The organism is Bradyrhizobium sp. 17 (assembly GCF_023073515.1).
Lineage (GTDB): Bacteria > Pseudomonadota > Alphaproteobacteria > Rhizobiales > Xanthobacteraceae > Bradyrhizobium > Bradyrhizobium canariense_D.
The window spans coordinates 235,625-261,012 of sequence record NZ_JADPJQ010000113.1; the positions used below are offsets into that span (position 1 = coordinate 235,625).

Below are 25,388 nucleotides of genomic sequence, written 5' to 3' on the forward strand. Positions count from 1 at the left end.
CCTTGCGCCTTAACGCCGAGCTACCATCCCTCCCCCTACCTATCCGGGCTGGCGCGCTCGAACTGGCGCAGGATCTTGTTGCCGCGTTCGACCGCAGCATCGAGCGCGGCTTGCGCGCTCTTGCGGCCGGCAAAGGCCTGCTCCAGCTCGTCCTCGATCGCGCCGCGGATCAGCACGAAGGAGCCGAGCCGGATGCCCTTTGAATTCTCCGTCGGCGGATGCAGCGTGATCTCTTCGAACGACATCGCCGAGCCCGGATTGCGCTCGTAAAAACCTTGCGCGCGCGTCAGCTCGAAGGCGGCGCGGGTGACAGGCAGATAGCCGGTGTTCTGGTGCCAGGCGGCCTGCACGCCGGGCTGCGACAGATAGGCGAAGAATCGTGCCACGCCTTTGTATTCCTCGCGCGGACGGTCGCGCAGCACCCACAGCGTGGCGCCACCGATGATCGAATTCTGCGGCGCACCCTTCACGTCGGGCCAATACGGCATCATGCCGTAGCCAATCTCGAACTTCGAATTCGCCTTGATGTCGGCGCGCGTCGCCGAGGAGCCGATGAAGATGCCGCATTCGCCGTTCTGGAAGCGCGGCTCGGCCGACTGGCCGCGGCCGCTATAGTCGAACACTTTCGTTTTCTGCCACTCGCTGAGCTCGGAGACGTGACGCACGAGAGACGGATTGTTGATGGTCAGCTCGGCATCCAACGCGGCAAAGCCGTTCGCCCGCGTTGCCAGCGGCAGATTGTGGAAGGCTGAAAAATTCTCGACATGGATCCAGGACGGCCAGGAGGTGGTGAAGCCGCACACCGCGCCGCGATCGCGCAGGCGTTTTGCAGCAGCGCCAAGCTCCGGCCAGGTCTTCGGCGGCGCCTCCGGATCGAGCCCTGCGTCGCGGAACATGGTCTTGTTGTAATAAAGAATCGGCGTCGACGAATTGAAAGGGAAGGACAAGAGATTGCCGGCCGCATCGGTGTAGTAGCCGGAGACCGCGGGAAGGTAGTCATTGAGCGAGAACGGCTCCTTCATGTCCCGCATCAGGCTGAACACGGGATAGATCGCGCCCTTGGCCGCGGTCATGGTGGCGGTGGCGACCTCGTTGACCTGGACGATCGCGGGCTGGCTGCGCGAGCGGAAGGCGAAGATCGCGGCCGTCACCGTCTCGGTGTAACTGCCCTTGTAAGTTGGCACCACGCGATAATCCGGCTGCGAGGCGTTGAAGTCGGAGGCGAGCTTTTCCAGTTGCCGGCCGAGTTCGCCGGACATGGCGTGCCACCACGCGATGTCGGTCGCGGCACGCACCGGCGCGGCCAAGGAGAGCGCCGCAAAGGCGGCGACGACCTGCAAAAGGCGCGATGCTGAAGTCACGATGGCTCTTTCCATGCCGCACCGACGAAAGCGGCTGCCCCTGCTTAAGGCGCGGCATTTGCGGTTTCAACCGGGAATGAGCCCCGGCCGCGCCGCACAATCACGTCGAGGCGCCCGGCGGGATGGCCTTCCCACGACCATCTGCTAGATTGCATTGAACCTTTTCCTCCCGCCATAGACTCCACCACTGAGGGGTTGAGTGTGCCAGTGTTGAACCGTGCCGAACGCACGCGGACCGGGGTGGTTTTCGTCGCGCTTTTGATCGCCCTCTGCGCGACGGGAGCTGCTGCGCGTGAGTTCCGCGCCGCCGACACCCAGACCGAGGATTATCCGACCGTGCAGGCGCTGCGCTACATGGGCGCCCTGATCGCCGAGCGCAGCGGCGGTCGGCACGAGGTCAAGGTCTTCCACTCCCGCCAACTCGGCGAGGAGAAGGAGACCATCGAGCAGACCCGGGTCGGTGCGATCGATCTCAACCGGACCAATGTGGCGCTGATCGGCAATTTCGTTCCGGCGATGAACGTGCTGGCGATGCCGTTCCTGTTCCGGTCCATCGAGCACATGCAGAAGGTGCTGGACGGGCCGATCGGCAGCGAGATCCTCGGCAGCTTCGAGCCCTACGGCTTCGTTGGCCTCGCCTTCTACGATTCCGGCGCGCGATCGATCTACAACGGCGCCCGCCCGGTCAGAAACGTCGCGGACCTCAAGGGATTGCGGATCCGGGTGCAGCAGTCGGAGTTGATGAGCCAGATGATCCGCGCGCTCGGCGCGGAGCCGGTCGAGATGCCCTATGGGCAGGTGCTTGCCGGGCTTGCCAACCACCTGATCGACGGCGCCGAGAACAACTGGCCATCCTACGTGACGACGGACCATTACAAACATGCCGGCTATCTCGCCCTCACCGAGCACACCATGAGCCCCGAAGTGCTGGTGATTTCGCTGAAGGCCTGGAAAAGCCTGTCGGCCGACGAGCAAACCATCTTCAGGGAAGCCGCACAGCGCTCCAGCCGCTTCATGCGCGAGAAATGGCGCGACCTGGAGGAGCAGTCGCAGCGCAAGGCGGAAGCAGCGGGCGTCACCATCGTCAGGGATATCGACCGCAAGCCGTTCGAAGACGCGATGGTCGCGATCTACGCCAAGGCCGGGCAGGATCCGGCCGCGGCCGCGCTGATCGAACGCATTCGCAAGGTGGAGTGAGGCCTCTTGCCCGGGCTTGGACACAGCGAGCATGCAGACAGGTCGCCCGGCCCGATGGGGCGGCTGCGCGCGCGGCTGGTCGGCGTGCTCCGGGCGGTGCCGATCCGTTGGCGCATCCTGTCGATCGCGGCGCTGAACTCCGCCGTGGTCATCGTGCTGGTCGGGCTGATCTGGAACGGCTCGCAGGTGCTCGGCTCGGCCTGGGACGACGTGCGCCAGGTGCGCGAATCCGACCGGATTCTGGCGCTGCTCGAAAGCGAGACCGGGCGGCTGCACAATCTGATCCACCGCTACATCAACCAGCCGAGCCCCGACCTGTTCGCCGAGATCCTGCTGCTGCGCGAGGCGGTGCTGGGGACGCTGACCAATCGCGCCGCCAAGGACCCGATGCTGTCGGGCTCGGTCGAGGAGCTGGAGCGCACCACCGACCGCTTCCTCAACGGCTTCGGCGAGCTGCGCGGCGTGCAGGCCACCATCGCGAAGACCTACGAGGATCAGGTGCAGGGACCGGCCAGGGACATGGCCGGCCTTTACTCCATCATCGAAGGCGCCACCGGCCATCGCGACGCGCTGATCTGGCCTTCGCTGGGCAAGTCGCGCGAGGCCTTCACCGCGATGCTGGTCGCGGCCAATTCCTACTATCTGTCGCTGTCATCGGGTGCGGCCGACGACGCCCGCCGCAACACCGAGACCATCGAGAAGACCATCCCCGTGATGATCGATCTCGCCGACAACGACCTCCAGCGCATGGCGCTGCGACGACTCGCCGCCCGGACCGCCGCGCTGCGCGAGGGTTTTGCAAAGCTCTCCGAGCAGCTCACGAACCGTACCGAGCTGCTGCGCAACACCATCGACGCCAACCAGGCCGAGGCGATCGGCGCCATCGACGATCTCTCCACCAAGATGCGCCAGCGCGAGCAAAAGGCGCAGGAGACGTTCGACCGCACGCTGGCGGACATTTCCCGTCGCGTTCTCTCCATCGCCGTGATCTTCCTCGGCATCATCCTCACCGCCGGCGTGCTGATCGCGCTGTCGATCCGGCTGCCGCTGCAGCAGATCATGGCGGCGATGCGCGCGATCACGCTCGGCGACCTCGGCCGCGAGGTGCAGGGCACGCGCGCGCGCGACGAGGTCGGAGCCATGGCGCGCGCGGTGGAAGTGTTCCGCGAGAACGCCATCGCGAAGCGCCAGACCGAGGACGAGCTGCGCGCGTCCAAGGAGAAGGCCGAAAGCGCGCTGCTCGAGCTCAACGCCGCGCAGCAGAATCTGATCGATGCCGAGAGGCTCGCAGCCCTCGGCGGCCTCGTCGCCGGCGTCGCGCACGAGGTCAACAACCCGATCGGCATCAGCCTCACCGTTGCGTCGAGCTTTGCCCGGCGCACCGAAATCTTCGAGGCCCAGCTCAAGGGCGACGGCGGCCTGCGCCGCTCGCAGCTGGAAGAATTCGTGCAGTCCTCGCGCGACGCCTCGCAGCAGCTCGTCGCCAATCTCCAGCGCGCCGGCGAGCTGATCCAGTCGTTCAAGCAGGTCGCGGTCGACCGCTCCCATGCCGAGCGGCGACAGTTCTCACTGAGCGAAGCCACCGAGCAGATCATCGCGAGCCTGCGGCCGGTGTTGAAGCGGTCGCCGATCACGCTCCATGTCGACATGCCCGAGGGGCTGCTGCTCGACGGCTATCCCGGCTCCTACGGCCAGATCCTGACCAATTTGTTCCTCAACGCCGCCAACCACGCCTTTGCCGACGGCCGCGCCGGCACGATCACGATCTCGGCGCGGCCGCGCGGGGCCGACGACGTCGAGATCATCTTCACCGATGACGGGGCCGGCATGACCTCCGACGTGCAGCGCCAGGCCTTTGACCCATTCTTTACCACCAGGCGCAATGAAGGTGGCACGGGACTCGGCCTCCATATCGTCTATAACCTCGTCACCCAGCAGCTCGGCGGTCGCATGATGCTGGAATCCAAGCTGGGACAAGGCACTACTTTTCGCATTATCATGCCCCGGGTCGCCAAGGGCGGCGGGCAAAGCACAGAGACTGACGGGACTTCTCAATGGCCGAACAGGACGATGTCCTCCACCTGATCGACGACACCGGTACCGCATCGGAGGATGTTGACGCCCGGAAATGGAAGATCGCCGTCATCGACGACGATCCGGCCGTGCATGACGGTACGCGTTTTGCGCTCTCGGACTATTCCCTCAACGGCCAGGGCCTGGAGATCCTCTCCGCCCATTCCGCGGCCGAAGGTCGCAAGCTGATGGCCGCGCACAACGACATCGCCGCCGTGCTGCTCGACGTCATCATGGAGACGGACGTCGCCGGCCTCGAGCTGGTCGAGTACATCCGCAACGAGCTCAAGAACGAGACCGTGCGCATCATCCTGCGCACCGGACAGCCCGGTCAAGCGCCTGAACGGCGCGTGATCGTGCAGTACGACATCAACGACTACAAAGCGAAGACCGAGCTCACCGCCGACAAGCTGTTCACCTCGCTGACCGCGGCGCTGCGCTCCTACCAGCAGCTCGAGCGCATGCTGCAGACAAGGCGCGGGCTCGAGATCATCATCGACGCGGCTTCGACGCTGTACGATTTCAAGTCGATGCAGCGGCTCGCCGAGGGCGTACTGACCCAGCTTGCCTCGCTGCTCAACGTCGATTGCGCCGGTATCCTGGTTTTGCGCGACAATGGCGGCATCGACCCCGAGCTCTCGGTGCTCGCCGGCAGCGGCTGCTACAGCCGCTTCATCGGCACCACCTCGTCGAAGGCGCTCGACCCCGATCTGCGCGCGATGGTGGAAGCCGCGTTCCAGGGCCGCAAGAACGAATTCGCCGACCACCGCAGCGTGATCTATTTGCGCACCGGAAGCGGCCGCGAGGTCGTGGTGCTGCTGCAGGCCGAGCGCGAGCTGTCCGAGACCGACCGCTCGCTGGTCGAGATCTTCTCCAGCCGGCTCTCGATCGCCTTCGACAACGTCATCCTCTACCAGCAGCTCCAGGCCGCCAACACCCAGCTGGAAGACCGCGTCGCCCAGCGCACCCGCGCGCTGATGCAGGCCAACCGCCGCCTCTCGGCGCAATGGCTGCGGCTGCAACGCGCCAACGGCTTCAAGAACGAAATCCTCGGTACCGTTGCCCACGATCTGAAGAATCCGCTCGGCGTCATCCTCGGCCGCACCGAGATGCTGAAGGAGTTGATCTCGACCGGCGCGTCGTCAGGCGGCGTCGTGGCCCAGGTCGATCACATCCGCGATGCGACCAAGCGCCTGACCACGATGGTCGATCATCTGATCTCGGATGCGATGGCCGATGCCTTCGACATCACCATCCGCCGCGAGCCCGTCGACGTCGCGGCCCTGGTCAAGGAGGTCGCCGAGGCCAACCAGCCGCTCGCCGTCAACAAGCAGCAGGCGATCAGCGTCACCGCGCCCGTCAACGTCGTCACCATGTGCGACACCGACCGCATTCGCGAGGCAATCGACAATCTGATCAGCAACGCCATCAAATACTCACCGATCGGCGGCAAGATCGGCGTCGTCGTCAGCCATGAGGGCGGCGACACCATCGTCCGCGTCAGCGACGAGGGCGCCGGCCTGTCGCCGGAGGATCTCGGCCGCCTGTTCGGCCGGTTCCAGCGGCTGTCGGCAAAACCGACCGCCGGCGAGAGCTCGACCGGGCTTGGGTTGTCCATCGTCAAGCGTATTATCGACATGCACGGCGGCGAGGTGACCGCCGAGAGCGAGGGCCCCGGCAAGGGCTCGACCTTCACCATCACCCTCCCCGCGACCGAAATTTCGTGATCTCAGGACCATGACCCAAAGCCAGCACATCATGATCGTCGACGACGAGGCCCCGGCCCGGGAGATGGTCGGCGATTACCTCAAGATGCACGGCTTCACCGTGACGCTGTGCGACGGCGGTAAGTCGTTGCGCACGGCGATCGACGGCAGCATGCCCGACCTCGTCGTGCTCGACCTCAACATGCCGGAGGAAGACGGGCTCTCGATCATCCGCGACCTCAAGAGCCGCATCAACGTGCCGGTGATCATGCTGACGGCGACGGCAAGCCCGATCGACCGCGTCGTCGGCCTCGAGCTCGGCGCCGACGATTACGTGGCCAAGCCGTGCGAGCTGCGTGAGCTGATGGCACGCATCCGCTCGGTGCTGCGCCGGAGCGCGCCGGCGAAAGCCGTGGCGGACGCGGCGGCTGCGAAATCGGACAAGGAGCAATTGGTACGGTTCGGGACCAAGTGGCTCGATCTCGAAGCGCAGGCCTTGCGCGACGACGAGGGCAACGAGCACCCGCTGACCGCATCCGAGTTCGGGCTCTTGAAAGTGTTCGCGGCCAATCCGAAGCGCGTGCTGTCGCGCGAGCGCCTGCTGGAATTGGCCAATGCCCGCGACGCCGAAGCCTTCGACCGCGCCGTCGACCTGCGCATCATGCGCATCCGCCGCAAGATCGAGCCCGATCCGGCAAAACCCGCCGTGATCCGCACCATCCGCGGCGGCGGCTATTTGTTCTCGCCGGCGGGTGAGAAGGCGTAGGGGCTCCATTGTCGTCCTGGCGAACGCCAGGACCCATTACCCCAGGCAGAGATTGTGGCGCGAGCTGGCAACCACACGTCTCCGCAAAACGTCTCCCTGGGGTAATGGGTCCTGCATCGGCGCTCGCTTTGCTCGCTTGTCCAGGACGACACGGGGAGTGCGAACGCAAAAGCCCGAAATACGTTCCCGGCGCCTCCGCTGGCGGCCTAATCCCCACCCCCGTATTTTCCGTACCTTGAAATTCCACGCTTTTTTGCCCCGAATGTTTCGTCGCGGCTAATTCGACGAAACAATTTGTCGGCGCACGAAACCATTTTCCGCTTTTCGTGCAGACGTCCCGAAACGTTGGCTCATTAACACTTTGGTCCAAGGAAACGCCGCTCGGTTGCGGCGCTACGGGGAGCCAAGTCAATGCCGAACGTCATCGCCATCAACGCCCAAGCCAGCCAGAGCATCATTGCCGCTCAGGCGACCTCGGACGACATGCTTCTCGAAAGCATTGCCGACGGCAACCGGACGTCCATGCACATCCTTTATTGCCGGCACAATGTGCGCGTCTACCGCTTCATCCTGCGGATCGTGCGCGACGCGACTACGGCGGAAGACCTGGTGAGCCAGGTGTTTCTGGACGTGTGGCGGACCGCCGGCCAATTCCAGGGCCGCTCGCAGGTTTCGACCTGGCTGCTCTCGATCGCCCGCTTCAAGGCGCTGACTGCGATGCGCCAGCGCCGCTTCGAGGACATCGACCAGGAAGACGTGCGCCAGATCGCCGATGGTTGCGACACGCCGGAGACCTCGCTCGACCGCAGCGACACCAGCGCCATCCTGCGCGCCTGCGTCCAGAAGCTGTCGCCCGCGCATCGCGAGATCATCACGCTGGTCTACTACCACGAGAAGTCGGTGGAGGAGGTCGGCCAGATCATCGGCATCCCGCAGAGCACGGTGAAGACCCGGATGTTCTACGCCCGCAAGCAACTGGCCGAATTGCTTAAGGGCTGTGGCGTCGAGCGCTTCGCCGCCTGAAATTCAGATATTTCAATGGGATAGGCCATTGGCTTTGGCCCTATCTCGGACACGGAAGTGTTACCGCCGACGAAACAATTGAAACAAAGCACAACATCAGGCGGAAAAACTTCCCTCCTATAAAGCTCACATACGGTTTCGTTAAACCTCCCAAGACCTCCAACGACCCGGACGGGATGCCCCCCTCCGGGTCGTTTTGTGTTTGGAGCAGACAGCTGCGGCAGCAGCACTCCCGTCACGAAGGCGTGACGCGGCGTAACGACTGCCTCGCTCATCCCGAACTGCCCTCGTGACCCTCTCCACGAGTGCCCCATGCTCGAACTTCTCTTCGCTGCCCTCGCCGGCATCCTCACCATCGCCGCGCCGTGCACGCTGCCGATGCTGCCGATCCTGCTCGGCGCCTCAATCGGCCGCAGCTCGCATCTTCGTCCGGCGATGATCGCGCTCGGCTTCGTCATCTCGTTCTCCGCGACCGCGCTGCTGCTCGGCGCCATCACGCGGCTGTTTAATTTCGATCCGAACGTGCTGCGCGAAGCGGCCTCGATCCTGCTGCTCGGCTTCGGCCTGTTGATGCTGTGGCCGGCACCGTTCGAATGGCTGTCGATCCGGCTCAACGGCTGGCTCGATCTCGGCAACTCCAGCGCCACGCAGCGCGAGGGCGCACTCGGCGGGCTCGTGCTCGGCACCACGCTCGGCCTGGTCTGGACGCCCTGTGCCGGCCCGGTGCTCGGCTCGATCCTGACGCTGGTCGCAACGACTGAGAAGGCGACCTGGGCCGGCACGCTGCTGATCGCCTACGCCATCGGCGCGGCGATTCCCATGCTGGCGATCGCCTATGGCGGGCAGGCCGCGACCACGCGCGTGCGCAGTCTCGCGCGCATTTCGCCACGGCTGCAGCAGGGCTTTGGCGTCGTCGTGATCGGCTTCGCGCTCGCCGCCTACTTCCAATACGACACGCTGATCGTGGCGTGGCTCACCGGCTTCTATCCCACCGGCCAGATCGGCCTGTGATCATCCCTCAGCTTCACCGGAGGATCTTTCCATGACTTTCAAACTGCTCGCCGTCTCCGCCGCACTGATCGGCATCGCCGTAACAGGCGCCGTCATCCCCGGCATCTGCGACGAGGCCGCGCGCGCTGTCCCTGTCGTCACCGCCGCCGCCAGCCAGGACACCGCGCCCGACTTCGCCGGCATCAACAACTGGTTCAACTCGAAGCCGCTTAATATCGCCGATCTCCGCGGCAAGGTCGTGCTGGTGGACTTCTGGACCTATGGCTGCGTCAACTGCGTCAACACGCTGCCGCACGTCACCGATCTCTATGCCAAGTACAAGGACAAGGGCCTCGTCGTGGTCGGCGTGCACACGCCGGAGTTCCCGTTCGAGCGCTCGGCCTCCAATGTGCAGGCGGCGCTGAAGCGCCACGGCATCACCTATCCGGTGGCGCAGGACAATGATTCCAGGACCTGGAACGCTTACCGCAACCGATATTGGCCGGCGCAGTACATCATCGACCAGAACGGCAAGATCGTATTCCAGCACGAGGGCGAAGGCCGTTATGACGAGATCGACCGCACCGTGGCAAAGCTGCTGAACGCCAATAGCTGACGCCCGGCACGGGTCGCGCCCTTGTTGCTTGACTCCACGGACCCGTCCGTGGAGTTTCGCGGGCCACGTAATCAGCCGCCCGCGATGGACGACGCCACCAACAGCACCGACATTCGCCTTCGCGAGGGCGCCTCGATTGCGCAGCGGCTGGTCATGTCCGGCTTTGCGGCTGCCGTTGCGCTGTGCTTCACGCCGGGCCTGTTCACACACGATCCCCTGGAGGTGATCATCTCCGTGGTCGCGCTGCTCGTTGGAGCAGCGTTCGTCGCTATCATCATGCTGGCGCCGGCGGTGGTGTGGATCATCACGCCGGACGAGATCTTGATCGGCGAGCAGCGCCCGTTCGGAAAACTGCGGACGCGGATCGTCGCCAAGGACGACATCAAGGGATTGCAGGTTCCCGGCAGCAAGAGGGCGAAAGCCCGCTTTCAGCTGGCCTTCACGCTGGCCTCCGGAGAACGCCTGACCTCGCCGCCGATCTCCGACGTCACCCATGTGCACGACACGGTGGCGCGGATCGCCGCGCAATTCGACGTCCCCGACGTCGAGTCTCCGGTCAATCCGCTCGATGCCAGCAATCCCGAGATGCGTCTCGGCGACCCCCTCGAGCCGTTCTCGAAGAGAGACATCAGGATCGTCGCACTGATCGTCGTCGCATTGTGCGCCGTTCCCTACGCCTACAGGCTCTGGCGTGGCCTGTCGCCCGGGTCGGTCGACATCGTGCTGCTGCCCGTCGGCGCGCTCGCCGCTTTTGGCGTTTCCCGTTATGCCAACCTTGTGACCGGCGCGTTCTGGATCATCCGCCAGGGCGATATCCGGATCGAACGCCTGTGGGGCGACGGCACGTTGCGCGCCGACCACATCGAAGGGCGCGACGTCAAGACGATCACGGTCGAGCGCCGCGGCCGCTCCGAGGACGAGCACTGCATCGTCGTGATCCGATTGCAGTCAGGACAACGGTTTCGCAGCCCTCGCATCGGTTCGAGGCCTGAGGCCCGGGCCGTGGGGACGGAGATCGTCCGGCGGCTCGGGATCGCGGCTGAGAATAACCAGATCTGACAGGCCGCGCGCGGTGAGGATGCTGCGACCACTGCTTTTCGCGCCATCCCCCGTTTGTGGCATTGCGCGCGGTCCGTCAAAAAACCAAAGCATTCTCGTGACATATGGTCTAAGGGTGCCTTGAACTTGCCATGAAGATGGCCCTGAGATTTGATGGTTCCAGATGATTTGGCTTTGGCCGCGGGGAGAGCTTGAAATGACGGATTTTCGTCGCCTGACCGGGGTGTTTGTGGCTGCGATCGGCCTGATCCTGTCCGCGCCCCACGCCTACGCCCAGCAGCCCGACCGCGGCGACGAGCCGGGCCTGGTCGCCGACGATGCCTATGAGCTCGATCCGGAATGGCAGAAGCAGGTCGTCTACTTCCGCACCACCGAAGCGCCCGGCACCCTCATCATCTCGACCGCCGAACGGCATCTCTATCTGGTGCAGCCTGGCGGTCGTGCGATCCGCTACGGCATCGGCGTCGGCCGCGACGGTTTTCAGTGGCAGGGTCTGGTGAACATCACCAACAAGAAGGAGTGGCCGGACTGGACGCCGCCGCCGGAGATGATCCAGCGCCAGCCTTATCTGCCGCGCTTCATGGCCGGCGGCCCCGGTAATCCGCTCGGTGCGCGCGCCATGTATCTGGGCACCACGGTCTACCGCATCCACGGCACCAACCGGCCCGACACGATCGGCACCAAGGTCTCCTCCGGCTGCTTCCGGCTCGTCAACCGCGACGTCGCCGATCTCTACGATCGCGTCCCTGTCGGCACCAAGGTCGTCATCCGGCAGAAGCCCGAACTCTGATCTCCTCGCATTAGCGAATATTCCTTTTCCCGATTTTTCGAGAGAGCAACATGATGCGCACTTTTCGTGGCGGCCTGCTGATCGGGCTCGCAGTCGCCGTGCTGGTCGCCGTCCTGGCCATCATCTATGAATTCTACGACACCCGCACGTTGAAGCGCACCGTCCGCCGCGGCGAAGTGCTGTGCGGCGTCAACAAGGGCCTGCCGGGCTTCTCGATCCCCGACGACAAGGGCAACTGGACCGGCTTCGACGTCGATTTCTGCCGCGCGGTGGCTTCCGCGATCTTCAACGACCCGAGCAAGGCGAAATTCGTCGCGCTCGATGCCAACGAGCGCTTCAAGGAATTGCAGAGCCGGAAAGTGGACATCCTCTCGCGCAACTCGACCTGGAGCATGGCGCGCGAGCTCGACTACGATCTCTATTTCCCCGCGGTCGCCTATTACGACGGCGCAGGCTTCATGCTGCCGCGCGCGCGCAACAAGGAGACCGCGCTGGACCTGACCGGGAGCAAGGTCTGCGTCCAGACCGGGACCACCACGGCGCTCAACGTCGCGGATTACTTCCGTGCCAACAACATGAAGTATGAAGAGGTGAAGTTCGACAAGCTGGACGACGTCGTGAAAGCCTACGACACCGGCAAATGCGACACGCTCTCCGCCGACGTCTCCCAGCTCTACGCGCTGCGGCTGAACCTGTCGAAGCCCGGCGACAGCATGATCCTGCCGGACATGATCTCCAAGGAGCCGCTCGCCCCCGTCGTGCGCCAGCGCGACGACGACTGGATGATGATCGTGAAGTGGACGCTGTACGCGATGATCAACGCCGAGGAGCTCGGCGTCTCCTCGGAGAACATCGACGAGGCCCTGAAGTCGAAGAAGCCGGAAGTGATGCGGCTGGTCGGCACCGAGGGCAATTACGGCGAGCAGCTCGGCCTGACCAAGGATTGGGTGGTCCGCATCATCCGCCACGTCGGCAATTACGGCGAGATGTACGAGCGCAACATCGGCGAGAAGTCGAAGCTGAAGATCCCGCGCGGCATGAACCAGCTGTGGAATGCGGGCGGCGTGCAGTACGCGCCGCCGGTGCGGTAAGAGGTCTTTGTCGTCCCGGCCTAGTGCGCAATTGCGCACGGGGGGCCGGGACCCATAACCACCATCGGAAATTGTAGCGGCAGCTAGCAACTCCGAGTCTTTCTCAAACTGCTCCCTGGGGTTATGGGTCCCGGCCTTCGCCGGGACGACACCTCTATTCGAGGCGCAGCTGTGCCCATTGGTACCCTCGCCTCAATACCCCCGCGCCCTTGCCAGCTGCTCGGTGTGGTAATTGGCGTCGCCGAACAATTCCTCGCACACGCGCGCGCGCTTCATAAAGAAGCCGATGTCGAACTGGTCGGTCATGCCCATGCCGCCATGCATCTGCACGCCTTCCTGCACCGCGCGCGTGGCGGTGGTGCCGGCGCGGGCTTTCGCCACTGCGACGGCTGACGCCGCCTTGGCGACGTCCGTATCGAGCGCTTGCAGCGCCTTCATCACGGCGGCGCGGGTGATCTCGATATCGACATAGAGTTCGGCGGCGCGGTGCTGCAGCGCCTGGAATTCGCCGATCAGCTTGCCGAACTGCTTGCGGCTCTTCAGGTACTCGACGGTACGGTTGAACACCTCTTCGCTCAGACCCACCATTTCGGAGGCCACTGCGCCCCGCCCGATATCGAGCACGCCGTGGAGCAAGCCGGCTCCCTGGTCGACTTCGCCGAGCACGCTGTCGGCATCGACCTCGACATTGGCAAGCTCGATCCGCGCCGCATTGTGCGCGTCGACCATGATGGTGCGCTCGATCGCAACGCCCTTGGCCTTGGGGTTGACCAGGAACAGCGTCAGCCCCTCGCGCTCGCCGGCTGAGCCGGCCGTACGCGCAGCGACGATGAGGAGATCGGCAACGTGACCGTCGACCACCAGCGCCTTGGCGCCGGAGAGTTTGAAGCCGTTGCCGGCGCGCACGGCCTGGAGGCTGGTCTGAAGCGGGCGGTGTTTTGCGCCCTCGTCGATCGCGAGCGTCGCGAGCAGGGAGCCGTTGGAAATCTTCGGCAGATACTCCGACTTCTGCGCGGCATTGCCGCCACGGTTCAGTGCCGAGGCCGCGACCACGCTGGTTGCGAGGAAGGGCGAGGGCATCAGCGTGCGGCCGATCTCCTCCATCACCACCCCGGCCTCGACATAGCCGAGGCCGCTGCCGCCGAACTCTTCCGGCACCAGCAAGCCGGCAAAACCCATCTCGGCGAAGGAATGCCAAAACTCCCTGGAGAAGCCGATGGGGTCTTTGCTATCGCGCAGATGCCGCAAATGCGACACCGGCGCCTTGTCGCTGATCAGCCCGCGCGCGCTGTCGCGGAGCATCGATTGTTCTTCGGTGAGGACGAGGGCCATGTGCAATGTCTCTAACGTCTGGCGGAATGCATGTCTGTTGTTGTCATTCCGGGGCACGCGAAGCGTGAACCCGGAATTTCGAGGTTCTCAGGTGCGCAACCGCGCACCTTAGTTCGGTCCTGCGGACCGCCCCGGAACGACGCTGGGGTTACGCCCCCGGCAAATCGAGGATGCGCTTGGCGACGATGCCGAGCATGACCTCGGTGGTGCCGCCCTCGATCGAGTTGGCCTTGGTCCGCAGCCAGGCGCGCGGACGCGCTCCTTGTTTCGAACGCTCGCTCTCCCATTCCAGCGCATCGACGCCGCCGGCCGACATCAGGATCTCGTAACGGCGCTTGTTGAGCTCGGTCCCGTAATATTTCATCGCCGACGAGAACGCCGGATGGGCCTGACCGGCCTTGGCGAGATCGACCGCGCGCTCGGCGCAGGCGCCAAGGGCCGCTTCGTCGACGTCGAAGCTGGCGATGCGGCCACGCAGCATGGAATCGTCGAGCCGTCCCTGCGCATCGGTGCCGACGGAATCGGCCGCAATCTGGCCCAGCGGACGGCCGACGCCGCGCTCGCCCATGCCTGATATCATCGCGCGCTCATGCTGGAGCAGATATTTTGCGACGTCCCAGCCGCGATTGACGGTGCCGACCACATGCGATTTCGGCACGCGGACATTGTCGAAGAAAGTCTCGCAGAACGGCGAGTAGCCGGAGATCAGGAGGATCGGTTTGGTCGTCACGCCCTTCGAGGTCATGTCGAACAGGATGAAGCTGATGCCGTCATGCTTCTTCGCGGCGGCATCGGTGCGAACGAGGCAGAAGATCCAGTCGGCGTAGTTGGCATAGGAGGTCCAGATCTTCGACCCCGTAATGATGAAATCATCGCCGTCGCTCTCGGCGCGGGTCTGCAGCGAGGCGAGATCGGAGCCGGCGTTCGGCTCGGAATAGCCCTGACACCAGCGGATCAGGCCCGCGGCGATCTTTGGCAGATGCTCCTTCTTCTGGGCATCGTTGCCGTATTTCAGCAGCGCCGGCCCGAGCATCCAGATCCCGAAGCTCGACAGCGGGGGCCGCGCGCCGATCCTGGCCATCTCCGCGCGCAGCACCTTGTGCTCCGCGGCGCTTAAGCCCCCACCGCCATATTCCTTCGGCCAGTCCGGTACGGTCCAGCCCTTGTCGCGCATGCGTTCGAACCAGATGCGTTGCGGCTCGGACGAAAATTTTGCGTTACGTCCACCCCAGAACACGTCGGCGTCGGACGTCGCGGGCTTGCGCATTTCCGGCGGGCAATTGGCTTCCAACCAGGCGCGCGTTTCGCTGCGGAATGTTTCGAGATCGGCGGTCTCAGTCTCGCTGGCCCTGGAGTCAGTCATAGGTCGTTTCCATCAATCTATGTCGGTTTGTTGGGCGCGACTCTGGGCCAAGCTCCCGCGGAATTCAACCACTTCCGTGTCACGCATCCGCTATAGTCGCCGCCACGGCGAGCTTGAAAACAAAGAGGAAACAACAATGCGCCTGAAGCTTCTTTCGCCTGGCGAAATGAACGAGAGCCAGCGGCAGACCTATGACGAGTCGATTGCCGGCAAGCGCGGCAGGCCGCCGGCACCGATGATGGCCTGGCTCAACAGCCCCGACATGGCCCGTCACGCCACGCGGCTCGGCGAGGTCCTGCGTTACGATACGATATTTCCCGCGAAACTTTCGGAGATCGCGATCCTGGTGACGGCGCGGCACTGGACCGCCCATTACGAATGGTACGCGCACAAGCGGCTGGCGCTTGCGGGCGGCATGGACCCTGACATCATCGACGCGATCCGCGACCGCCGCACGCCCGTCTTCGACGATCCCAGGGCTAAGATGATCTACGACGTCGCAAAATCGCTGCATGAGGGCCACGGCGTCGAGAAGGGCCTCTATGACGAGGCGGTGAAGCTGCTCGGCGAGCGCGGCGTGGTCGAGGTGATTGGTCTCTGCGGCTATTACACGCTGGTGTCGATGACGCTGAACACGTTTGAGTTCGAGCTGCCGGAGGGCGAGGTGCGGGAGCTGTCGTAAGTTGCCTATCCGGAAACGCTGGGTTTCGGGATCGGCCGGTAGCACTGTCCCGAGGCCGGACTTATGTGGAGTTCATCAACGGAGCAGCCGCATGTCGCAAAACCAAGCCGTCGCCGCCGGCACCAGGATCGGCCACGTCCATCTCAAAGTCGCCGATCTCGATCGCGCGCTGGGCTTCTATTGCGGCGTGCTCGGTTTCGAGCTGATGCAGCGCATGGGCTCGGGCGCGGCCTTCATCTCGGCCGGCGGCTATCACCACCACATCGGGCTCAACACCTGGGAGAGCAAGGGCGGCTCGCCGCCGCCGCCTGATGCGACCGGGCTCTATCACACCGCGATCCTCTATCCGACGCGGCCGGCGCTGGCGGATGCGTTGCACCGCGTGCTCTCGGCCGGCATTGCGCTCGACGGCGCCAGCGACCACGGCGTCAGCGAGGCGCTGTATTTGCGCGATCCGGACCAGAACGGTGTGGAGCTGTATTGGGACAAGCCGCGGGAGCAATGGCCATTCGGGCCGGACGGCAAGCTTTCGATGTTCACGAAGCGGCTGGATGTGGAGGAGCTGCTGAAGCAGCGGGAGGCCTAGTCCGCACCTCGCCACTGCACGAGCCTCAGGACCCATCCGGCCACATAGAGCCCGACGCCGAACACGGCATGCGTGAGTAGCGTGTTGAGACGCGCCACGTTGGGACGTGGCGCGTGATGGGCTGCAATGCCGAGGCCCATGCCCGGCTGCATGATCAGGAAGGTGCCGCCACGCTGCCGATTCCGACGATCAATGCGGGGCCGACACGCGGGGAATGCAGCCAATCGAGCCCCCAGATCGCCAGCAAGACGGCCGCGAACGCAATGCCGATCAGGTAGTGCGCGGCCCACCCAATCAGGCGCTCGCGTGGAGCCGGATCGGGTGCCGCGATCTTAAGATGCCGATACTGTCCGCGCGCGAGCAGGATGAGCCAGCGACCTAGGAGTCCATAGTCTAGCGATGGGATTCCAAGAACATGCGCGCGGAGAACTGCCCAACCATCGATCACGGCCGTTGCACCGGATCCGATCAAGGCGGCGCCGACCAGAAATTCAATCATTTCACCCATTCGAGACCTCGCCTGCCGCGTCGGTTGAAGCCCGCGCCTGGATCATCCAGCATGCGGCGGTAAAACGGATCGCATCTGCCTCCACGTAGGGGGCGAAGGCGGGCCGCACCGCATCCACGACCCTTTCGCGCAATCCCCTGTCGGCGTCCTGCAGGATCGTTCCGACGGGTCCCAGCCAACCGACATAGCGAGCGAGTTCGCTGGCAGGAAAGCGGCATGGAATATCCACCGGCCGGATGTCGATCTCGGTCCAGCCGCTCTCCAGCAGGATGGTCCTGACCCGATCTTTGTCAGCGAAGGCGAACTGCCCCGGACCGCCGGATGGACGGGCAGGCATATTCGGCAGAAGGGGCGCGGCGGCTCGTTCGGCCGCCGTCATGAACGGATTCTCCGCTGCGCCCCGCCATGCAACGACGGCGAGCCCGGCGCCTTCGGCGGCAGCGCGCCTCAGATTTGCGAAGGCCGCAACGAGGTCTTCGAAGAACATCACGCCGAGACGTGAAATGATCGTATCGAAGCTCGCCGGGTCGAATTTATGGTGCTGCGCATCGGCGCAGATAAAGCTGGCCGAGGTGCCTTCGCGCTCGGCGCGGGCCAGCGCCGCCCCGATCATCGGCGCGGAGATGTCGATGCCGACCACACGGCCGCCTTGCCCGAGCTTTCGAGCGACCGCAACGGTCAGACCACCAGTGCCGCAGCCGACGTCCAGAACGCGACGATTGGAGCCGGCAGGAACGGCCTCGCACAGCGGCCTCTCGAATTGCTTGAACATCTCATCCAGGATGTCCTGGGTCTCGACCCAGGCGCGTCCGGCGGGACCATTCCAAAGCCTCATCTGCTCAATCGCCTTCTGCATAGCGTCCATGATGGTTTCCCCTTTCGTCTTGCCTTGGCGGCGTTGGACGCGGCATACTGCCAGTTCAAGTGAACTTGAGGTCAAGAGGCGTGATGACGATCGATATCGCCGAAGTCGCACGGCGCTCCGGTGTTCCGGCGTCGACGCTGCGATTCTATGAGGAAAAGCGGTTGATTGCCCCGATCGGCAGGCGCGGCCTGCGCCGGCTGTTCGATCTGGAGATCCTGGATCGCCTGGCGCTGATCGCGCTGGGGCGCGCGGCGGGCTTCTCGCTCGATGAAGTTGCCCGGATGTTCGCACCCGACGGAAGGCCGCGTATCGACCGGCGGAAGCTTGCCGCCAAGGCCGACGAGTTGGACCGAACGATCCGCAAGCTTATCGCGATGCGCGACGGCCTGCGCCATGCCGCGGCCTGTCCGGCGCCAAGTCACATGGAATGCCTGCATTTTCGCCGCCTCATGCGGGTCGCGGCATTGGGAAAGGCGAGGTCGCCCAAGCGGGCACCGCGCGCGCCGCGATCAGACTGAAGCGGTCGATCGCCTTGTGTGCCCCCGCACCATGATCAACGCCGCGGCCACCAGCTCCAGCGCAATACACAGATAGAACGGCAGCTCATAGCCACCGGAGAAATCGCGCAGAAAACCGACCACGCCGGGGCCGAACGCATAGGTCACCTGGTTGATCGCAGTGTTGAGGCTGATCAGCACGCCGAACGAGGCGGAATCGAATTCCTGCTGCACGATCAGCGACGGCAGCGTGATGAGATTGCCGACCGAGAAGCCGAATAACGCGCAGGCGGCGATCAGCACGTAATCATTGTGCAAATTGATGACGACGAGAAGCGCCACGGCCTGGCTCAGAAACGACAGCGCCGAGGCGAGCCGCTGGTTGAGTCGGTCGATCACCAGCGAGAACAGCACCCGGCCGATCACCGCCATCGCGGTCAGCACCGCAACCGCGACGGCCGCGCGCTCGCGCCCGATCACGGGATCGAGGAACGAGATCAGGTGGACGATGAAGCCGACCTGCGCGAACAGCACCAAAGCAAAGGCAATGGTCACGGTGAGGAAGCCGACATCGCGCAACGCCTGGCTACGAATCTGCGCCGACGATTGCGGCTTCGTTTTCGTCGCGGCGCGCCGGCCATGGAGATCGGGCGGGCGGCCGACGACAATCAGGATCACCGGCACGAGCAGTACCAGCATGGCGCCGGCGACGATAAACATAGCGCTGGCGAAGCCGACATGGCCGATCAAGCTCACCAGCAGCGGCACGCCGACGATGCCGCCGAAGCTTGCGCCGTTCAGCGCGAGGCTGATCGCCATGCCGCGCTTCTGGTCGAACCACAGGCTGATCGTGTTGGTGATCATGGCCAGGCTCGTGCCGGCCCAGCCGAAGGCGAGCACGGCGTTCGCGAGATAAAGCTGCCACGGTTCGCGCACCGCGCCGATCGCGACCGCCGCGGCCGACATCGCCAGCGTCCCTGCGATCAGGCCGAGGCGCGGGCCGTACTTGTTGACGGCTTCGCCGACGAAGACGACGAGCAGCGCGCCGAACAGATAGAAGAACGTCGTGGCCGACGAGATCAGCGAGGCCGACCAGCCGTGCGCACGCTGGAGCTCGGCGACATAGACGCTCTGGCCGTAGAAGCCGAGCCCCCAGCCGAAGGTCGCGAGCAGGAAGCAGACCGCAACGATGCGCCAGCCTTCGTAGCGGAGAGAGGATTCGTCGACGGATCCGTCGTGTCGAGGGTTATCGAGCATGCCGCTTACTCCGTCATGCCCGGACTTGTTCCGGGCATCCACGTTCTTCGATCCGCGCGCTCAAGACGTGGATGGCCGGGACAAGCCCGGCCATGACGACATCTAGTAACCTTCACCAGAAAATCACTTCGACCTGGATCGAACTATCAACGCTGCTGACAGCCTCCCGCCATCTCAGATCGCATCCGGGAACTCGCCCATGGCCGCGTCGAGCCGCGCTTTGCGGCGACGGGTCCAGGACGCCAGCGAGAGCACGGCGAGACCGAGCAGCACCGGCGGAAACACCACCATGTTCACCGCGGACCAGCCGTAACTGGCGAGCAGTTGGCCGGACGAGAACGAGCCGATCGCCATCATGCCGAACACCAGGAAATCGTTGAAGGCCTGCACCTTGTTGCGCTCCTGCGGCCGGTGCGTCTCCAGCACCAGCGCCGAGGCGCCGATGAAGGAGAAGTTCCAGCCGACACCGAGCACGATCAGCGTGGCCCAGAAATGCATCGCGGTGATGCCGGACAGGCCGATGCCGGCCGCGCCGGCCTCCAGCAGCAGGCCGGCGGCAACGATCTTGCGCGCGCCGAAGCGGGCGATCAGCGCGCCCGTGAAGAAGCTCGGCCCGTACATGGCGACGATGTGCCATTGAATGCCGAAATTGGAATCTGAAACGCTCAAGCCGCACAGCTTCATGGCAAGCGGCGCCGAGGTCATCACCAGGTTCATCATGGGGTAGGAGATGACGCCGCACAGCGCCGCTGCGATGAAGCGTGGCTGGGTCACGATCTCGAGCAGCGGCCGCCCGCCATGAAGATCGGCCGGCGCCGGTTTCGGCATGTCGACCCCGGCGACGATGCCCATCGCGATGAGCGCGACAGCCGCCTGGACCAAGAAGCTGAAGGCGAAGAGATAAGGCTGCCAGACATCCATGGTCCATTGCACGAGCTGCGGACCGAGCACGCCGGCGAACACGCCGCCCGCCATTACCCAGGACACCGCCTTGGGTCGGTACGCCGCGCTGGCGCCGTCGGCGGCAGCGAAGCGATAGGACTGCGCCACCGCGCCGTAGAGGCCGCCAAGAAAAGTCGCCAGACAGAACAACGGAAACGAAGCGTGCAGGATCGCGAAGCAGCCGAGCAGGCCGGTGAGCGTACCCAGGCCCGTGCCGATGATGAAGGCCCAGCGGCGGCCGAAGCGACTCGATATCGCGCCGGTCGGCAGCGTGCCGGCCGCAAGCCCCAGCACGTACATCGACAGCGGTACCGTCGCGAGCGACATGTCGGGTGCAAGCGTCGCACCGACGATGGAGCCGGTGGCGAAGATCACCGCCGAATTGGCGCCGGTCAGCGCCTGCGCGGCAGCAAGGCGCACCACATTGGCGCGCACGCGGGCGTCGGCGGCGACCTCATTGGCTGCAGTCACATCCAGCATCGGCATTTCCGCCCCAACGGGCTTTTAAGTGCTTTCAAGGGCTCGCTTGATTCCCGGCACTATGGCGGGACGCGGGAGGGCGGGCAACCGGCGCAAACGGGCGCAGGCCATGTCTCTGACGCAATCGGGCCGATGATAATGGGCCGCGCACTTGACGGCTTGCGCTCGATCAAATCCTATCCGCCGCGACCTTCCGGAGTTTCGTTCATGTCCGTCGACGACAGGCCTACGCTCAGCGCTCCTGACGACGATCCCTGGCTCTGGCTGGAGGAGATCGAAGGCAAGCAGGCGCTCGATTTCGTCACGCGGCAGAACAGCCTGACACTCGACGCGTTCGGCGGAGCGGCCTTCGCGCGCGATCGCGACATCCTCGCGGCGATCTACGATCGTCCCGACAACATTCCCTATGTCAGCCGCCGCGGCACCGAACTGCACAATCTCTGGAAGGACGCCACCAACCCGCGCGGCCTGTGGCGGAAGACTTCCCTCGCGGAGTTTCGCAAACCGCATCCGACGTGGGAAATCATGCTGGATGTCGACCAGCTCGCGGCACGCGAAGGCGAGGACTGGCTGCTGAGCGGCATCACCACGCAGCCGGGAAGCGCGCGCGCCATTTTGGGGCTGTCGCGCGGTGGCAGCGATGCCGTCACCTTGCGGGAATTCGACCTCGACACCAAGAGTTTCGTTGCGGACGGATTTGCGCTGTCGGAAGCCAAGGGCGGCGCCGATTGGCTCGATGCCGACACGCTGCTGCTGTCGAGCGCCCATGGCGAAGGCATGGCGACGAGCTCGGGATATTCCCGGACGGTTCGACTGTGGCGGCGCGGCCAGCCTGTCGATCAGGCGCAGGTGATCATCGAGACCACGGCCGATCATATGGCGATCTCCGGCATCGTCGACGACACCGCTGCGGCCCCGCGCAGCTGGATCGTCGACCAGATCGACTTCTTCAATCATGCGCTCTGGCTGCGCGACGCAGACGGTGCGACGACGAAGCTCGATCTGCCGACCGGCATCTGGTTGCAGGCGCATGGCGACTGGTTCGCGATGAAGCTGCGCGAAGCCTGGTCGATCGAGGGCAAGACCTATGCCGCCGACACCGTGCTCGGCATGTCGCTCTCGGCGTTCCTCGCCGGCAGCCGCGATTTCGCGGTGCTGTTCGAGCCGGAACCTCGCCGCGCCCTGCAAGGCCTGTTCTGGACCGGAGGCAAGCTGGTGCTGTCGATCCTCGACGAGCTCCAGCCGCAATTCGAGATCTGCACGCCGTCGGCCACAGGCTGGAGCCGCGCGTCGCTCGGCGGCCTGCCGCAGATCGGCGTCGTCGACATCTGGCCGCTGGATCGCCATCCCTCCGAGAGCAATGGCGACCTGCTTGCCAATGTGCAGGATCCGCTGACGCCGCCGTCGTTGCTGCTGATCGAGCGCGGCGTCGCGAGCCCGACCGTGTTGAAGCAGGCGCCGAAAACATTCAACGCCGACGGCCTCGTGGTGACCCAGCACGAAGCGATCTCGACCGACGGCGAACGCATCCCCTATGTACAGACCGGCCCCGCCGGCGAGACCGGCGATGCACCGGTCTATATGAGCGCCTATGGCGGCTTCGCCCATTCGGTGAAGCCGTATTACAACCCGTCGCTCGGCAAGCTGTGGCTGGAGCGTGGCGGCACCACGGTGCAGGCGAATTTGCGCGGCGGCGGCGAATTCGGCACGCGCTGGCACGATGCCGGCCGGCTCGCCGGCAAGAAACTGTCGCACGACGATTTCGCCGCCGTTGCCGCCGATCTCGTCCGCCGCGGTGTGACGACGGCAAAGCGCATCGCCGCGCAGGGCGGATCGAACGGCGGCATCCTCATCACCAACATGCTGGTGCGATACCCCGAACGTTTCGGCGCGCTGTTCTGCACCATCCCGCTGATCGATATGCGCCGCTACACGAAGCTGCTCGCCGGCGCGAGCTGGATCGCGGAATATGGCGATCCCGACAAGCCCGAGGAGTGGGACTGGCTCAAGTCCTACTCCGCCTATCACAACGTCAAGGCCGGCCAGCCGTATCCGCCGATCCTGATCGCCACCACGCGACGCGACGACCGTGTCCATCCCGGGCATGCGCGCAAGATGGCGGCAAAGCTCCAGGCCATGGGCTACGAGGCCTGGTTCTACGAGCCTGAAGCCGGTGGCCACGGCTACGGCAAGGACAACAAGGAGCGCGCCGGGTTCGAGGTGATTGGCTTTCGGTTCTTAAAGGACAAGATCGGGTGGAAGGACGAGGGCTAGCGTTTGCGGCGCTGACATCTCCGCACGGTCATGGCCGGGCTTGACCGGGCCATCCACGCCTTAGCTGGTGCACGAAGAACGTGGATGCCCGGGACAAGCCCGGGCATGACGACCTCCTATCGCGCGAATACCAAGGTCAGATTGTTCGCGGGCATGTCCATCGTATCGACAAGGCGAAGACCAACGCCGCGGGCAAGCGCCTCGACATCGGCGATGTCACGCACGCCCCAGTCGGGATTGCCTTCACGCAGGGAGGTGTCGAACACCGCATTGCTGAGCGCGATGTGCTTGCCGCCGCGCTTGAACGGGCCGTAGAGGAACAGCTTGCCGTCGGCCCGCAAATAGCGGCCGGCGCCGGCGAACAGACCCTCGGCGACGCTCCATGGCGCGATGTGGATGACATTGGCGCAGAACAATGCGGCAAGACTCGACGGCCCCTGCCCGCTTTTCATCTCCGGGCACCAGTCCGGATCGGTGAGATCGATCCGCAGCGGCGAGCGGATGTTTTTGAGACCTGAATGAACGCGCCAGGCCTCGATGCTCTTGAGGTGGCGCTGGTTGAGATCGCTGGGCCACCAGATCAGGCCGGGCGTGTGACGGGCGAAGTAGACCACGTGCTGGCCGGTTCCGCTGCCGAGCTCGACCACGTTGCCGGTGCAGCCGGCGAGATGCCGTTCCAGTGCCGCCCAGAGCGGCTCGTGATTGCGATGAAATGCCGGCGCATCGAGCCGCCCATCCGACTCGACCCGACCGCCATCCCTGCCGAATTCGACGACATATTCAGCCAAGTGAGGTCCCCTTGAAAAAACGAGAACGCGATGAAAACAGGTTGAGCGCCCAAACGCTCAGGAAACAGCCGGCCCGCGCCACGGTCCCTAACTCTCGGACCAAGCCGGCTGAACAAATAATCTCTTTAGTTGCAATCGGGAAGATATTAACTCCATTTTGTCGCGTGGATAGTCTTGATTGTCAGGCGGCGCCCTTTGTGCTTTGGAACGCTTCTATTTCGTAATCGAGACCATCGCATAACGCCTCGGAATAACGCCTTGACCGCCTTTTCCCGGACGCCCGTTCTGTTCATCTTGCTGGCCATTGCAGCCGGCCTCGCCACCCCGGCGTGGGCGCAGTCCGCTGTGGCCGACGGCCAGAAACTCGCTTTCGACCGCGGCAAGGGCAATTGCCTGACCTGCCATGTCATCAGGGGTGGCGACCTGCCGGGAACGATCGGGCCGGAACTGAAGGACCTCAAGGCCAAGTACCCCGATCGCAACGAACTGACCGCGATCATCTTCGACGAGACCAAGCGCAATCCGCAGACCATGATGCCGCCGTTCGGCCGGAACCGGATTTTGACCGAACAGGAGATCAGCGCGATCGTTGATTTCCTGCAGACCCTGTGACTTCAGGCATGCCACGAGATTTGGTTGGGAGACCAGAGATGACCACACTCACCGGCCCAAGCGCGACGCGGCGCCTGATCCTTCAGGGCGCAGCCTCGGTCGCGTTGCTCGGCCTCGGCAATCTGCCGTTCGGCGCCGCGCCCGCGCGCGCCGCGGCCAACGACAAATATCCGGAAGAGGCGTTCAAGCAAAAGAGCGAGGCTGACGCCATCAAGGCGCTCTACGGCAAAACCGCCGAGCCGTCCGACAAGGTCAAGCTGGACGCCCCCGAGATCGCCGAGAACGGCGGTGTGGTGCCGATCTCGGTGACGACGACACTCGACAAGGTCACCTCGATTTCATTCTTCGTGGCCGAGAATCCCAGCGCGCTGGCCGCCAGCTACAGGATTCCCGAAGGCACGATCCCTGCTGTCGCCAACCGGCTGAAGATGGCCAAGACCACCAACGTGGTCGCGATCGTGGAGGCCGACGGCAAGCTCTACAGCGCGACCAAAGAGGTCAAGGTCACCGTCGGCGGCTGCGGCGGCTAA

The 25,388-nt window shown here is 64.5% G+C and carries 25 protein-coding genes; 16 read left to right on the forward strand and 9 right to left on the reverse strand.

Translation table 11 applies throughout. The features are described from left to right. Nucleotides 1–35: 35 nt before the first annotated feature. The gene (gene ugpB, locus IVB13_RS23785; protein ID WP_026233069.1) at nt 36–1,376 is read right to left on the reverse strand and encodes a sn-glycerol-3-phosphate ABC transporter substrate-binding protein UgpB; all 1,341 of its coding nucleotides are present in this window, start codon (nt 1,374–1,376) and stop codon (nt 36–38) included. Between the two features lie 186 nt (nt 1,377–1,562). Between ugpB and IVB13_RS23790 the strand changes: the two genes are divergently transcribed. The 10 genes from IVB13_RS23790 (at nt 1,563) to IVB13_RS23835 (ending at nt 12,672) form a co-directional block, all read left to right on the forward strand. Continuing rightward, nucleotides 1,563–2,558: a TRAP transporter substrate-binding protein gene (locus IVB13_RS23790; protein WP_026233068.1), complete on the forward strand. Its 996-nt coding sequence runs from the start codon at nt 1,563–1,565 to the stop codon at nt 2,556–2,558. A 54-nt stretch (nt 2,559–2,612) separates the two neighbouring features. Next, nucleotides 2,613–4,643, forward strand: a complete 2,031-nt coding sequence (locus IVB13_RS23795) for an ATP-binding protein (protein WP_018456008.1) — start codon at nt 2,613–2,615, stop codon at nt 4,641–4,643. After that, on the forward strand, nt 4,613–6,358 hold the full coding sequence (locus tag IVB13_RS23800) for a DUF3369 domain-containing protein (RefSeq protein WP_018456007.1): 1,746 nt from the start codon (nt 4,613–4,615) through the stop codon (nt 6,356–6,358). The genes IVB13_RS23795 and IVB13_RS23800 overlap by 31 nt, the downstream gene beginning before the upstream one ends. Nucleotides 6,359–6,368: 10 nt before the next feature. Next, on the forward strand, nt 6,369–7,103 hold the full coding sequence (locus tag IVB13_RS23805; protein ID WP_018456006.1) for a response regulator: 735 nt from the start codon (nt 6,369–6,371) through the stop codon (nt 7,101–7,103). A 411-nt stretch (nt 7,104–7,514) separates the two neighbouring features. Beyond that, nucleotides 7,515–8,126, forward strand: coding sequence for a sigma-70 family RNA polymerase sigma factor (locus tag IVB13_RS23810; protein WP_018456005.1), 612 nt, complete (start codon nt 7,515–7,517; stop codon nt 8,124–8,126). Nucleotides 8,127–8,438: 312 nt separating this feature from the next. Then, nucleotides 8,439–9,137, forward strand: a complete 699-nt coding sequence (locus tag IVB13_RS23815) for a cytochrome c biogenesis CcdA family protein (RefSeq protein WP_018456004.1) — start codon at nt 8,439–8,441, stop codon at nt 9,135–9,137. 31 nt (nt 9,138–9,168) lie between these two features. Further along, on the forward strand, nt 9,169–9,732 hold the full coding sequence (locus IVB13_RS23820) for a thioredoxin family protein (RefSeq protein ID WP_018456003.1): 564 nt from the start codon (nt 9,169–9,171) through the stop codon (nt 9,730–9,732). Between the two features lie 84 nt (nt 9,733–9,816). Then, nucleotides 9,817–10,791, forward strand: a complete 975-nt coding sequence (locus IVB13_RS23825) for a hypothetical protein (RefSeq protein WP_018456002.1) — start codon at nt 9,817–9,819, stop codon at nt 10,789–10,791. Between the two features lie 196 nt (nt 10,792–10,987). Beyond that, the gene (locus IVB13_RS23830) at nt 10,988–11,581 is read left to right on the forward strand and encodes a L,D-transpeptidase (protein ID WP_018456001.1); all 594 of its coding nucleotides are present in this window, start codon (nt 10,988–10,990) and stop codon (nt 11,579–11,581) included. A gap of 53 nt (nt 11,582–11,634) precedes the next feature. Then, nucleotides 11,635–12,672, forward strand: a complete 1,038-nt coding sequence (locus IVB13_RS23835) for an amino acid ABC transporter substrate-binding protein (RefSeq protein ID WP_026233067.1) — start codon at nt 11,635–11,637, stop codon at nt 12,670–12,672. Nucleotides 12,673–12,864: 192 nt separating this feature from the next. Here the strand turns inward: IVB13_RS23835 and IVB13_RS23840 are convergent, their stop codons facing one another. Both IVB13_RS23840 and IVB13_RS23845 read right to left on the reverse strand, forming a co-directional pair. Beyond that, nucleotides 12,865–14,004 carry an acyl-CoA dehydrogenase family protein gene (locus IVB13_RS23840; protein WP_018455999.1) on the reverse strand — a complete coding sequence of 380 codons (1,140 nt, stop codon included), beginning with the start codon at nt 14,002–14,004 and terminating at the stop codon, nt 12,865–12,867. Nucleotides 14,005–14,152: 148 nt separating this feature from the next. Continuing rightward, nucleotides 14,153–15,367 carry an acyl-CoA dehydrogenase family protein gene (locus IVB13_RS23845; protein ID WP_085349645.1) on the reverse strand — a complete coding sequence of 405 codons (1,215 nt, stop codon included), beginning with the start codon at nt 15,365–15,367 and terminating at the stop codon, nt 14,153–14,155. A gap of 136 nt (nt 15,368–15,503) precedes the next feature. On the opposite strand from IVB13_RS23845, the gene IVB13_RS23850 reads away from it, so the two are divergent. Together IVB13_RS23850 and IVB13_RS23855 are read left to right on the forward strand one after the other, a co-directional pair. After that, nucleotides 15,504–16,049 (forward strand): carboxymuconolactone decarboxylase family protein, encoded by a 546-nt coding sequence (locus IVB13_RS23850; RefSeq protein ID WP_018455997.1) that lies wholly within the window; start codon nt 15,504–15,506, stop codon nt 16,047–16,049. A gap of 91 nt (nt 16,050–16,140) precedes the next feature. Next, the gene (locus tag IVB13_RS23855) at nt 16,141–16,635 is read left to right on the forward strand and encodes a VOC family protein (RefSeq protein ID WP_018455996.1); all 495 of its coding nucleotides are present in this window, start codon (nt 16,141–16,143) and stop codon (nt 16,633–16,635) included. Here the strand turns inward: IVB13_RS23855 and IVB13_RS23860 are convergent. Genes IVB13_RS23860 through IVB13_RS23870 form a run of 3 tightly spaced genes read right to left on the reverse strand, consistent with a single transcriptional unit; the run spans nt 16,632 to nt 18,008 of the window. Further along, nucleotides 16,632–16,787 (reverse strand): DUF2938 family protein, encoded by a 156-nt coding sequence (locus IVB13_RS23860; protein ID WP_247490736.1) that lies wholly within the window; start codon nt 16,785–16,787, stop codon nt 16,632–16,634. The two genes, IVB13_RS23855 and IVB13_RS23860, sit on opposite strands and share 4 nt — an antisense overlap. A 2-nt stretch (nt 16,788–16,789) precedes the next feature. Continuing rightward, nucleotides 16,790–17,143: a DUF2938 family protein gene (locus tag IVB13_RS23865; protein ID WP_247490738.1), complete on the reverse strand. Its 354-nt coding sequence runs from the start codon at nt 17,141–17,143 to the stop codon at nt 16,790–16,792. After that, nucleotides 17,136–18,008 carry a class I SAM-dependent methyltransferase gene (locus IVB13_RS23870; protein WP_026233066.1) on the reverse strand — a complete coding sequence of 291 codons (873 nt, stop codon included), beginning with the start codon at nt 18,006–18,008 and terminating at the stop codon, nt 17,136–17,138. Before IVB13_RS23870 ends, IVB13_RS23865 begins: the two co-directional genes overlap by 8 nt. An 80-nt stretch (nt 18,009–18,088) precedes the next feature. On the opposite strand from IVB13_RS23870, the gene IVB13_RS23875 reads away from it, so the two are divergent. After that, nucleotides 18,089–18,526: a helix-turn-helix domain-containing protein gene (locus IVB13_RS23875; RefSeq protein WP_026233065.1), complete on the forward strand. Its 438-nt coding sequence runs from the start codon at nt 18,089–18,091 to the stop codon at nt 18,524–18,526. On the opposite strand, the gene IVB13_RS23880 is transcribed toward IVB13_RS23875, so the two are convergent. Together IVB13_RS23880 and IVB13_RS23885 are read right to left on the reverse strand one after the other, a co-directional pair. Further along, nucleotides 18,518–19,762: an MFS transporter gene (locus IVB13_RS23880; protein ID WP_018455992.1), complete on the reverse strand. Its 1,245-nt coding sequence runs from the start codon at nt 19,760–19,762 to the stop codon at nt 18,518–18,520. The genes IVB13_RS23875 and IVB13_RS23880 overlap by 9 nt on opposite strands. Nucleotides 19,763–19,936: 174 nt before the next feature. Beyond that, the gene (locus tag IVB13_RS23885) at nt 19,937–21,184 is read right to left on the reverse strand and encodes an MFS transporter (protein WP_018455991.1); all 1,248 of its coding nucleotides are present in this window, start codon (nt 21,182–21,184) and stop codon (nt 19,937–19,939) included. A gap of 207 nt (nt 21,185–21,391) precedes the next feature. Between IVB13_RS23885 and IVB13_RS23890 the strand changes: the two genes are divergently transcribed. Continuing rightward, the gene (locus IVB13_RS23890; protein WP_026233064.1) at nt 21,392–23,458 is read left to right on the forward strand and encodes a prolyl oligopeptidase family serine peptidase; all 2,067 of its coding nucleotides are present in this window, start codon (nt 21,392–21,394) and stop codon (nt 23,456–23,458) included. A 116-nt stretch (nt 23,459–23,574) separates the two neighbouring features. Here the strand turns inward: IVB13_RS23890 and IVB13_RS23895 are convergent, their stop codons facing one another. Further along, complete coding sequence (locus IVB13_RS23895; protein WP_018455989.1) at nt 23,575–24,246, reverse strand: DUF938 domain-containing protein; 672 nt, start codon at nt 24,244–24,246, stop codon at nt 23,575–23,577. Nucleotides 24,247–24,504: 258 nt separating this feature from the next. On the opposite strand from IVB13_RS23895, the gene soxX reads away from it, so the two are divergent. Both soxX and soxY read left to right on the forward strand, forming a co-directional pair. Then, on the forward strand, nt 24,505–24,858 hold the full coding sequence (gene soxX / locus IVB13_RS23900) for a sulfur oxidation c-type cytochrome SoxX (RefSeq protein ID WP_018455988.1): 354 nt from the start codon (nt 24,505–24,507) through the stop codon (nt 24,856–24,858). 38 nt (nt 24,859–24,896) lie between these two features. Then, nucleotides 24,897–25,388 carry a thiosulfate oxidation carrier protein SoxY gene (gene soxY, locus IVB13_RS23905; protein ID WP_018455987.1) on the forward strand — a complete coding sequence of 164 codons (492 nt, stop codon included), beginning with the start codon at nt 24,897–24,899 and terminating at the stop codon, nt 25,386–25,388.

Bases quoted from the DNA above. Each gene is read 5' to 3' on its own strand.
- ugpB (WP_026233069.1), bottom strand. From the start codon at position 1,376: ATGGAAAGAGCCATCGTGACTTCAGCATCGCGCCTTTTGCAGGTCGTC.
- IVB13_RS23795 (WP_018456008.1), top strand. From the start codon at position 2,613: ATGGGGCGGCTGCGCGCGCGGCTGGTCGGCGTGCTCCGGGCGGTGCCG.
- IVB13_RS23800 (WP_018456007.1), top strand. From the start codon at position 4,613: ATGGCCGAACAGGACGATGTCCTCCACCTGATCGACGACACCGGTACC.
- IVB13_RS23805 (WP_018456006.1), top strand. From the start codon at position 6,369: ATGACCCAAAGCCAGCACATCATGATCGTCGACGACGAGGCCCCGGCC.
- IVB13_RS23810 (WP_018456005.1), top strand. From the start codon at position 7,515: ATGCCGAACGTCATCGCCATCAACGCCCAAGCCAGCCAGAGCATCATT.
- IVB13_RS23815 (WP_018456004.1), top strand. From the start codon at position 8,439: ATGCTCGAACTTCTCTTCGCTGCCCTCGCCGGCATCCTCACCATCGCC.
- IVB13_RS23820 (WP_018456003.1), top strand. From the start codon at position 9,169: ATGACTTTCAAACTGCTCGCCGTCTCCGCCGCACTGATCGGCATCGCC.
- IVB13_RS23825 (WP_018456002.1), top strand. From the start codon at position 9,817: ATGGACGACGCCACCAACAGCACCGACATTCGCCTTCGCGAGGGCGCC.
- IVB13_RS23830 (WP_018456001.1), top strand. From the start codon at position 10,988: ATGACGGATTTTCGTCGCCTGACCGGGGTGTTTGTGGCTGCGATCGGC.
- IVB13_RS23835 (WP_026233067.1), top strand. From the start codon at position 11,635: ATGCGCACTTTTCGTGGCGGCCTGCTGATCGGGCTCGCAGTCGCCGTG.
- IVB13_RS23840 (WP_018455999.1), bottom strand. From the start codon at position 14,004: ATGGCCCTCGTCCTCACCGAAGAACAATCGATGCTCCGCGACAGCGCG.
- IVB13_RS23845 (WP_085349645.1), bottom strand. From the start codon at position 15,367: ATGACTGACTCCAGGGCCAGCGAGACTGAGACCGCCGATCTCGAAACA.
- IVB13_RS23850 (WP_018455997.1), top strand. From the start codon at position 15,504: ATGCGCCTGAAGCTTCTTTCGCCTGGCGAAATGAACGAGAGCCAGCGG.
- IVB13_RS23855 (WP_018455996.1), top strand. From the start codon at position 16,141: ATGTCGCAAAACCAAGCCGTCGCCGCCGGCACCAGGATCGGCCACGTC.
- IVB13_RS23860 (WP_247490736.1), bottom strand. From the start codon at position 16,787: ATGCAGCCGGGCATGGGCCTCGGCATTGCAGCCCATCACGCGCCACGT.
- IVB13_RS23865 (WP_247490738.1), bottom strand. From the start codon at position 17,143: ATGGGTGAAATGATTGAATTTCTGGTCGGCGCCGCCTTGATCGGATCC.
- IVB13_RS23870 (WP_026233066.1), bottom strand. From the start codon at position 18,008: ATGGACGCTATGCAGAAGGCGATTGAGCAGATGAGGCTTTGGAATGGT.
- IVB13_RS23880 (WP_018455992.1), bottom strand. From the start codon at position 19,762: ATGCTCGATAACCCTCGACACGACGGATCCGTCGACGAATCCTCTCTC.
- IVB13_RS23885 (WP_018455991.1), bottom strand. From the start codon at position 21,184: ATGCTGGATGTGACTGCAGCCAATGAGGTCGCCGCCGACGCCCGCGTG.
- IVB13_RS23890 (WP_026233064.1), top strand. From the start codon at position 21,392: ATGTCCGTCGACGACAGGCCTACGCTCAGCGCTCCTGACGACGATCCC.
- soxY (WP_018455987.1), top strand. From the start codon at position 24,897: ATGACCACACTCACCGGCCCAAGCGCGACGCGGCGCCTGATCCTTCAG.